2 protein-coding genes are annotated in these 9,711 nt (G+C 62.0%); both read right to left on the reverse strand.

Annotated features, from left to right (window positions below; all coding sequences use genetic code 11):
- Window positions 1-52 precede the first annotated feature (52 nt).
- The gene (locus BM416_RS16195) at window positions 53-4,171 is read right to left on the reverse strand and encodes an amino acid adenylation domain-containing protein (RefSeq protein WP_092488717.1); all 4,119 of its coding nucleotides are present in this window, start codon (window positions 4,169-4,171) and stop codon (window positions 53-55) included.
- Window positions 4,171-9,711, reverse strand: a 5,541-nt coding sequence (locus BM416_RS16200; RefSeq protein ID WP_139237751.1) for a non-ribosomal peptide synthetase, incomplete at its 5' end; no start/stop codon positions are given. The genes BM416_RS16200 and BM416_RS16195, both read right to left, overlap by 1 nt.

Here is a 9,711-nt window from a genome sequence, read left to right on the forward strand (position 1 = left end):
GCAAAAAACACCGGCGCAAGGCCGGTGTCCAGTGTAAGCGTGCTCGCCCGGGCTAGTGCCTGGCAGCCGTCAGGGCCGCTACGAACGAGGCAATGAACTCAGGGTTGTCGACGATTCGATCATGGGTCGTATCGATGACCACCGAAGAGTCCAGTCCATGGCCGACCCCCTCTTCAAGTGCCGTGCAGATGACTTGCCGATCACTGGCAGATTTGCTTTGTGCTGCCCACCAGCAACTCACAGGAGCAGCGAGGCGCGCATAGGCGGCATCCTTCAAGCGCTCATCGAGTGTGCGTTTCAACGCCCACGAAACCTCCAGCTCGCCGCCTTGTTGCAGCTCGTTGCGCAAGCTGACAAATACCTCGCCCAAAGCCGACTGTCCCCACTCGCAAAGTGCCTCCCACCGTTGGTCCGCCGTGGCGCCCGAGTGCTCGATATCCTGCCAGGCCAGTGCAATATCCTGGGCCGCGTCAGGGAACATGACCGTCAGCAACTCCACGCGCTTATCGCCTGCTTCCAGTGATTCAAACGCCGGCCGCAGGGTTTTGTCCCTGTCCCAGAACGCAGTGACATGCATCGGCGGAGGCGCATCGATGCTCCCCAGGAACGCCACTTTGGCCCCCTGCGCCTCCAGTCTGCCAGCCACCTGCAACGCAAGGTTCCCACCCAGCGACCACCCCGCGAGGTAATACGGCCCCTGCGGCTGGCTCGCAAGAACCTGATGGGTATAGTCCTGAACCATGGCATCCCACGTCGGCACCTGGCTTTGCGGATCAAGCAGAGCTCGACAAATAACGCCCTGTACCGGCATCTCCGAACGCAAGGCCATGCCAAGCGCCTTGTAGCAGTGCACTGAACCGAAACTTGGGTGAAACAGAAACAATGACGGCCCGCCCTGCTGGCCATTCAAGTCAACGAGCAGCGAGCGCGCTCGTTCATCCGACGCGCTGCCCGCCAACGCCCTAACGGTTGGGCGCGTCATCAATTGGCTGACCGTGAGCATCAACCCGCATTGAGCCGCCAGGCGTTCTTTCACCACCAGCAACAGCAATGAATGCCCGCCCAGTTCAAAGAAGTTATCGTCCAGGCCAACCCGCTCGGTACCCAGCACCTGTTGCCAGATCTGCGCGACCTGGTGTTCGAGCGCCGTATGCGGCGCCACGTACTCGCGTCGCTGAACGGCGGTTTCGGGTCGCGGCAGTGCCTTGCGCTCAAGTTTGCCGTTTGGGCTCAACGGCATACTGTCCAGCAAGACCCACTGGGCCGGCACCATAAAGGCCGGCAGATGAGTCGATAGATAGGCCGTGAGGGTTTCTCGCCAGTGCGGCATTGGCTGATCGAGCACCACGTAGCCGACCAATTGCGTGCCGTCCAGCGCCAGCACCGCGGTCTCGCGAACCCCTTCATGTTCAAGCAGGCGCGCTTCGATCTCACCCAACTCGATCCGCAGGCCGCGCAGCTTGACTTGATGGTCAATACGCCCGGCGTACTCGATCACCCCATCCGGACGATAACGCGCCAGGTCTCCAGTGCGGTACATGCGCTCGCCGGCCCCGAACGGGCTGGCGACAAATCGCTCGGCGGTCAACACTGGCCGACGATGATACCCACGTGCCAACCCCTTGCCTGCCAGGTACAACTCGCCGAGCACACCGATCGGCACCGGTTCAAGGTTAGCGTCCAGGATATGACACCTCAGGTTGGCAATGGGTTTGCCGATTGGCACCGCGTCCTTGCCTTCGTCAATGCAGGCCCAGCTGGTGACATCAATGGCTGCTTCCGTAGGCCCGTAGAGGTTATACAGGTGGGCCTGAGGCAGCTTGGCGAATACTTGTTGTTGCGCATCCACCGACAAGGCTTCGCCGCTACAGATGATGCGCTTCACACTGCTGCAACGGCCCACTAGTCGGTCCTGCAGGAAGGCTTGCAGCATCGACGGCACAAAGTGCAGCGTGGTGACAGATTCACGCGTAATCACCTCCACCAACTTCGTCGGATCACGGTGATCGCCGGGGGCCGCCATCACCAATCGCGCGCCGCTGAGCAATGGCCAGAAGAACTCCCACACCGACACATCAAAACTGAACGGCGTCTTCTGCAGCACCGTATCACCGGCACACAATGCATACGCCTGTTGCATCCAGCACAAGCGATTGGTCAAGGCTGCATGGCTGTTGCCCGCGCCCTTGGGCTTGCCGGTTGAACCGGAGGTATAGATCACATAGGCAAGGTGTTCACCGCTGAGGGCTACGTCAGGGTTGGCCTCGCTGTACGCGTCCAGCCAACGCTCATCGCGGTCCAGGTCAATACGCAACACGCTGTCGGCGGCCGGCAGGCTCAAGTGCGACTGGCTGAGCAACAGGTTTACCGCACTGTCCTCCAGCGTATAGGCCTGGCGCTCCGCGGGGTAATCCGGGTCCACAGGCACGTAGGCACCTCCGGCCTTGAGGATCGCCAACAAGGCGACGACCATTTCCACGGAGCGCTCCATTGCCACGCCCACCAACACGTCCGGACCGACACCACGTGCGATCAAGGCATGGGCCAGGCGGTTGGCGCGATGGTTCAGGACGGCATAGCTCAACTGCTGCGCGCCAAACACCAGGGCTGGCCGATGCGGGTCATGTTCGGCGTGGGCTTCAAACAGTTGGTGCACGGTCTTTTCAAGGGGGTAATCGACAGCGGTGGCATTCCAGCCATCGACGATCTGCCGGCGCTCTGCTGCGTCCAGGATTGCCAGAGAGTCGACCAGGGCCTCCGGCGTTGCAACCATTGCACTCAACAGTCGTTGCCAGTGCTGCGCCATGCGCTCGATGGTTGCTGCGTCGAACAGGTCGGTCGCGTAGCCAAAGGATGCCCGAATGCTCGATGCCTCCTGCACAACATTCAAGCTAAGGTCGAACTGAGCGGTTCGGCTGTCCCAGTCCAGGCCCTCCAACACCAGGCCGGAGGCTCCCGGCTTGCTTGTACTGCCAGCGCCACGGTTCTGATGGTTGAACATGACCTGGAACAATGGGCTGTAACTCAAGCTGCGTTCGGGACGAAGCGCTTCCACCAGTTGTTCGAACGGCAAGTCTTGATGCGCCTGGGCTTCCAGCACCCGTTGGCGGGCTTGGCGCAACAGCGCCAGCACGCTGGTGTGCTCGTCCACCTCGGCCTTCAGCACCTGGGTATTGACGAAGAAGCCGACCAGGCGCTGCGTCTCGACCCGGTTACGGTTGGCGGTCGGCACACCAATACGGATGTCCTGTTGCCCGCTGTAGCGATGCAACAACACCTGAAAGGAGGCCAGCAGCACCATGAAGCCGGTGGCGCCTTCACGTTGAGCCAAGGCGTTGACACCCGCTACCACGCGCTCATCCAGCACCAAGTCCAGGGAAGCACCGCGAAAACTCTGCACCGCCGGGCGTGGCCGGTCCAACGGCAGTTCCAGCACCGGCTGGTCGCCGCCGAGCAGGCTGCGCCAATATTCCAGTTGGCGGTCCTTTTCCCCCGCTTCCATCCAACTGCGCTGCCACAGGGCGTAGTCGGTGTACTGGACTGGCAGTTCAGGCAACTCAAACTCACGCCCATGGGTGTAGGCGCCATAGGCCTGTATCACTTCCTCCACCATCACTTGCATCGAACCACCGTCGGAAATGATGTGGTGCTGCACCAGGACCAGCACGTGGTCCTGCTCTGCCAGACGCAGGAGCGTCATACGCAGCAACGGGCCGCGCTCCAGGTCAAAGGGTTGCGCAATTTCCTGTTCGACGCGCGCTTTCAACTGGCTTTCGTCAATGGATTCAGGCACCAGTGTCACGAGGTATGCGGGCTGGACTTCCTGCTGCATGCCTTCACCGACCTGGCGAAACCGCGTGCGCAAACTCTCGTGTCGGGCTATCAGGTGTTCAAAGCTCTTTTGCAGCGCCGTAATATCCAGATGTCCCCTGAGCCGCAAGGCGCTGGGGATATGGTATGCAGCGCTCTGCGGATCCAATTGCCAGAGAAACCATTGCCGCTCCTGAGCATACGAGAGCGTCAGGGAGGGCGCCTCTCGCCGTACCTTCGGGATCGGCAGGTTGCCCGGCGAAACGCCTTCCTGCAGCATCCTCTGTAGGTACACCTTGCGCTGTTCCAGCGGCAGCCCGATAAAGCGCTGCATGATTTTGTACGCCATCTGGCCGTCCATTACAGCTGCTCCATTTCGTCAAGGAGTGAATCGAGGAACGACAGCTTCTCAGTGCTTATGCCGCCGCCCTGACCCTGTAAATGCGCTGCCAGCTCCCTGAGCTGGGCATGCTGGAACAGCTCATGCACGCTGATCTTCACGCCCAGCTCCAGCTGAATGCGCGACATCACATTGATCACCAGCAACGAGTGCCCGCCCAGCTCGAAGAAGTTGTCATTCAACCCCACTTGCTCAACATCCAGCACGTCTTGCCAGATTGCCGCCAGTTGCTGTTCAAGGTCGCTGCAAGGCGCCACATATTCGCCTTGCACAACATAGCTGTCGGGCTCCGGCAGGGCCTTGCGGTCCAGTTTGCCGCTGGGGCTCAACGGCATGTGCGACAGGCGCACGAACTGTTTGGGCACCATGTAGTCCGGCAGTAGCGCCTGCAGGGCATGACGCAACGCCTGAGCGTGATCGATCTCATCGAGTACCGTTGGGAGGGCTACGTAGTAGCCTATCAATTGGCCGCCACCACCGTCCTGGCGCAGGACGACCTCGGCCTGGGCCACTCCGGCCTGGAGCAGCACCAGCGCACGAATTTCCTCCAGCTCCACGCGGAAGCCGCGAATCTTGATCTGATGGTCCAGGCGCCCCAGATATTCCAGCGCGCCATCCTCGGCCCAGCGCACACGGTCGCCGGTCCGATACAGGCGTGAACCGGCGCAGCCGAACGGGTCTGCGATAAAGCGCTCGGCCGACAACCCCGGACGTCCGAGATAGCCGCGCGCCAAACCGGCTCCCCCCACGCACAACTCACCGGCAACACCGATCGGGACCGGGTTCAGATCACCGTCCAGTACCCGGCAAATCACACCGTCCAATGGCCGGCCAATCGGCGAACGGGTGCCGTCCTCAAGGGAGCACGCCCACCAGGTCGCGTTGATCGTCGTTTCGGTCGGCCCGTAACGGTTGTGCAATGTTACGCCGGGCAGGGTCCGCAGGATCTGATCGCGCAAATCGGCGGTCAACGCTTCACCGCCTGAGAACACCCTACGCACGCGGGTGCACTGGGCGACGCCCGGCGTATCCATGAACAATTGCAACAGCGAGGGCACAAAGTGCAGCGTGGTCACGCCAAATGCCTGGATCAACTCCAACAGGCGCACCGGATCCCGATGTTCGCCCGGGGCCGCTATCACTAGCCGGCTGCCGCTGATCAGCGGCCAGAAACACTCCCATACCGATACGTCAAAACTCATCGGGGCTTTCTGCAACAGCACATCGTCGGCCTGCAATGCGTAGGTGTCCTGCATCCATTGCAAGCGTTGCGCCAATGCTTCGTGTGTCACACCCACACCTTTCGGGTTGCCGGTGGTGCCGGAGGTGTAGATCACGTACATCAGGTTATAACCGTTGACGGGCACCTGCGGATCGGTTTCACCGCACCCGCTCAACCAGCGTTGATCACCTTCAAGGCTCAGGCACTGCACGTCATCGGCCAACGGCAGGTTCAGGTGCGACTGAGTCAGTAGCCACTTCACGCCGCTGTCCTTGAGCATGTAGGCCAGGCGCTCTTCGGGGTAGTCGGCGTCAAGCGGTACATACGCACCACCGGCCTTGAGGATCGCCAGCAGCCCGACCAGCATGTCGAAAGAACGCTCCAGCGCGATACCTACCAGCGAATCCGGGCCTACACCTTGCTTGATCAGCCCATTCGCCAGGCGATTGGCACGTCGGTTCAGCGCATCGTAGGTCAACTGCTGCTCGCCGAAGATCACAGCGGTTGCCTGTGGCGTGCGGCGCACCTGCTGTTCGAATTGCTGCTGGACACACTGCCAAGAGGTCTCGCTCGGCAACCCGTTGCCTTGCTCCAGCAGGGCCAGGTGCTCCGACTCTGTCAACAGCGTCAACTGTGCCAGGGCCGCATGGGGCTTGGCGACCAGCTCTGCCAACAGGTGCAGCAGATGCCGGTTGAGACGTTCAACCGTGGGGCCGTCGACCTCACTGCGGTCATAGCTGTAGTGCAACGTCAGGGTTTCGCCGACACCGACGGCGATCGACAGCGGATAGTGCGTCTGTTCCCGGCTGCTGACACTGCCAAAGCGCACCCCTTGCGGGGCACCCTGCTCCAGCACCTCCGATACAGGGTAGTTCTCGAACACCAGAATGGTGTCGAACAACGCCTCGCCCCCCAGCCCGGCCAGGCGTTGCAGCTCGAACAACGGCGTGTGTTCATGCTCGCGCAACGCAAGGTTCTGTTGCTGGATCTGTTGCATCCATTGCGACGCGGGCATATCCGGGCGAGGAGTTGCTACCACTGGCAAGGTATTGATGAACAACCCAACTTGCTGCTCAACACCGCGCAGGTCCGCGGGGCGTCCCGATACTGTGGCGCCGAAGGCCACGGTGTCCTGCCCGGTGTAGCGTTGCAGCAACAGCAACCAGGCGGACTGCACCAGGGTGTTGAGGGTGATCTTCTGGCCTTGGGCAAAGGCTTTGAGGCGGGCCATGCCCACGGCATCCAGCTCATGGGCGTGTTCACCCAGCCCGGACGCCCTCACATCCTTGTTGCGAGGCAGCGCCTGGAACAGACGTGTCGGCTCATCCAAGCTGGCCAGCTGGGTCTTCCAGAAGGCTTCGCGCAGGGTTTTATCCTGGGATTGCAGCCAGGCGATAAAGTCCCGGTAACGCGCGACCTGAGCCTGCGGCACATGGCCGGCGTAACGCCCCAGAACTTCGCCGAGCAGTTGGGAGCTGCTCCAGCCATCCATCAGGATATGGTGGCTGGTGTAGATCAGATGGCAACGTTGCGGGCCGGTGTGCGCCAGAGCAATGCGCACCAACGGCGGGCTCTCCAGCGTGAAGCCTTGCAAGCGCTGCGCATCGGCCAACTGATCCAGTTGCTGCTGCTGATCGGCACCTTCCGGGCACTCGGTTTCGATAAACGGCATTTGCACCTGGTGATGCACCACTTGCAGAGGCTGCGCAAGATCCCCGTCCCAGATGAAGCCGGTACGCAGAATGTCATGGTTATCCAGCGCTGCCTGCCAGGCTTCACGGAAACGCGGGATGTCCAGGCCCTCAACATTCACGCGCATCTGGTTGACATAGTCACCCGCCTGGGGCTCGTACAAGGCGTGGAACAACATGCCCTGCTGCATCGGCGACAGCGGGTACACATCATCGACGGTAGCCAACGCAAACTGGTCCAGCTGTGCCTGGCTGAGTCGGGCCAGCGGGAAGTCCGACGGCGTCACGCCCTGATGTGTGGCCAAGCAGCAATGCTCGATCAAGTGCTTGAGTTCCTGCGCATAGGCATCGGCCAGGCGTTGTACGGTGGCCTCGCTGAACATCTCGCGGCTGAAGCTCCAGCTCAAGTTCAGTTCACCGCCGTACACCTGCCCGTTGATTTCCAGCCAGTTACCCAGCAAGGCGTGCTCGCTCTGGTCAGCGCCAGCGCTTTCGCCCGTAGGGGTGAAGAAGGCCTGTGCCGCAGCATCCTTGAAACTGCCGTCGAACTGCCCCAGGTAATTGAAGGTGATCCGTGGCTGCGCCAGCCCGCCCAATACCTGCCGGGCCTGGTCATCGCCCAAGTAACGCAGTGCGCCGAAGCCAATCCCTTTATCCGGGACAGCGCGCAATTGCTCCTTGATACCCTTGATCGACTCGGCCAGGGACGTGGCCGGGGTCAGCGCCAGCGGGTACATGCTGGTGAACCAACCGACTGTGCGGGTCAGGTCGACGTCCTCGAACAGATCCTCACGACCGTGCCCTTCAAGTTTGACCAACAGCGATTCGCCGCCCGTCCACCGTGTGATGACCCGGGATAACGCGGTCAGCAGCAGGTCATTGATCTGCGTACGGTATGCCGCCGGAGCCTCTTGCAGCAGGCGTCGGGTATAGGATTGATCGAGGTGCGTGCCCACGCTCAGAGCCAGTGAATTGTGCAAACCACCTTGCGGGTTATCGCAAGGCAGATCGGCCTCGACGCCTTGCAGCTGCGCCTGCCAGAACCGCAGTTCTTCCTGCAGTGCCGGGCTATGCGCATGAGCCTGCAATCGCTTGCCCCAAGCCTGGATCGAACTGCTCTTAGCCGGCAGCACAGCCGCCTGCCCAGCCTGCAGTTGGGTGTAGACGGTCTGCAGGTCTTCGAGCAGGATCCGCCATGACACGCCGTCCACCACCAAGTGGTGAATCACCAGCAACAGCCGTTGCGATGCATCCGGCAACTCGACCAACACCGCACGCATCAGCGGCCCTTCTGACAGGTCCAGGCTGCGTTGTGCCTGCAGGCCCAAGGGCTCAAGCGCCTCAATGGTATCGAGGGCGGTTTGCCAGAGCAGCTCGTCTTGGGCTTCAACCCCTCGGTAGTGAGCCTGCCAGCCGGCCGTTTGCGGGCTGAAACTCAGGCGCAATGCGTCGTGATGCGCCAGCAGCGCTGCCAGGGCGGTGCGCAATGTCGCGCCATCCAGTCGTTCGCCCGGGCGCAGGACCACGGATTGGTTCCAGTGGTGGCGCTCGGCAATGTCTGCCTGAAAAAAGTACTGGTGTATCGGCAACAGCAACGCTTCGCCGGTGACCGGCCCTTGCTCGATCACAAGGCCCTCCCCGCCCGCCTGGGCAACCGCTGCCAGGCTCAGTACGGTCTGATGCTGAAACAGGTCCTTGGGCGTAAATCGAACACCGGCCTGCCGTGCACGGCTAACCACCTGGATCGAAATGATCGAGTCGCCACCCAGCTCAAAGAAGTTGTCGTTCAAGCCCACACGCGGCAGGCGCAGTACATCAGCCCAGATGGCAGCGATCTTCTGTTCCAGCTCGCTCTGCGGTGCGACATATGCTTGCTGCATCTGGCTCACATCCGGCTGCGGCAGGCCCTTGCGGTCGAGCTTGCCGTTGGGGGTCAGCGGCATCTGTGCCAGGAACATGAAGTGCGCGGGCACCATGTAATCCGGCAAGCGGGTCTTGAGTGCGCGGCGCAACGCGTCACGGAACTCGGCTTCGTTGGACGGGGCGGACACCGGAACCACATAGGCCACCAGTTGCTTGCCGGTCGGGCCGTCCTGGGCCACCACCACCGTTTCACCGACGCTGTCCTGCTCACGCAGGCGCGCTTCGATTTCCCCCAGTTCGATACGGAAGCCACGGATTTTCACTTGATGGTCGACGCGCCCGAGATAATCCACCACGCCATCCGGACGGCCACGGGTCAGGTCGCCGCTGCGATACACGCGGCTGCCCGGCTTGCCGAACGGGTCCGGCACGAAGCGTTCGGCGGTCAGCGCCGGACGTTCCAGGTAACCACGGGCCACGCCCTCGCCGCCCAGGTACAGCTCACCGGCGACGCCGATGGGTTGCAGGTTGAGTTGCGCGTCGAGTACGTAGCCGCTGCGGTTGCCCAGCAGCGTGCCGATTGGCGCGTAGACGGCGCCGCAGGGGTCGCCCTTGCGCGCCTTCCACAGCAACGGCGTCACCACGGTTTCGGTCGGGCCGTAGCCGTTGAACAGGTAGGTCGGCTTGAGCGCGCGCCAGGCCAGGTCATAGCTGGCCTGGGCCAC

The sequence above is a fragment of the Pseudomonas sp. NFACC42-2 genome (assembly GCF_900116055.1).
GTDB lineage: Bacteria > Pseudomonadota > Gammaproteobacteria > Pseudomonadales > Pseudomonadaceae > Aquipseudomonas > Aquipseudomonas marginalis.

Coding starts and splice junctions, on each gene's coding strand:
- BM416_RS16195 (WP_092488717.1), bottom strand. CDS start 4,171: ATGGACGGCCAGATGGCGTACAAAATCATGCAGCGCTTTATCGGGCTG.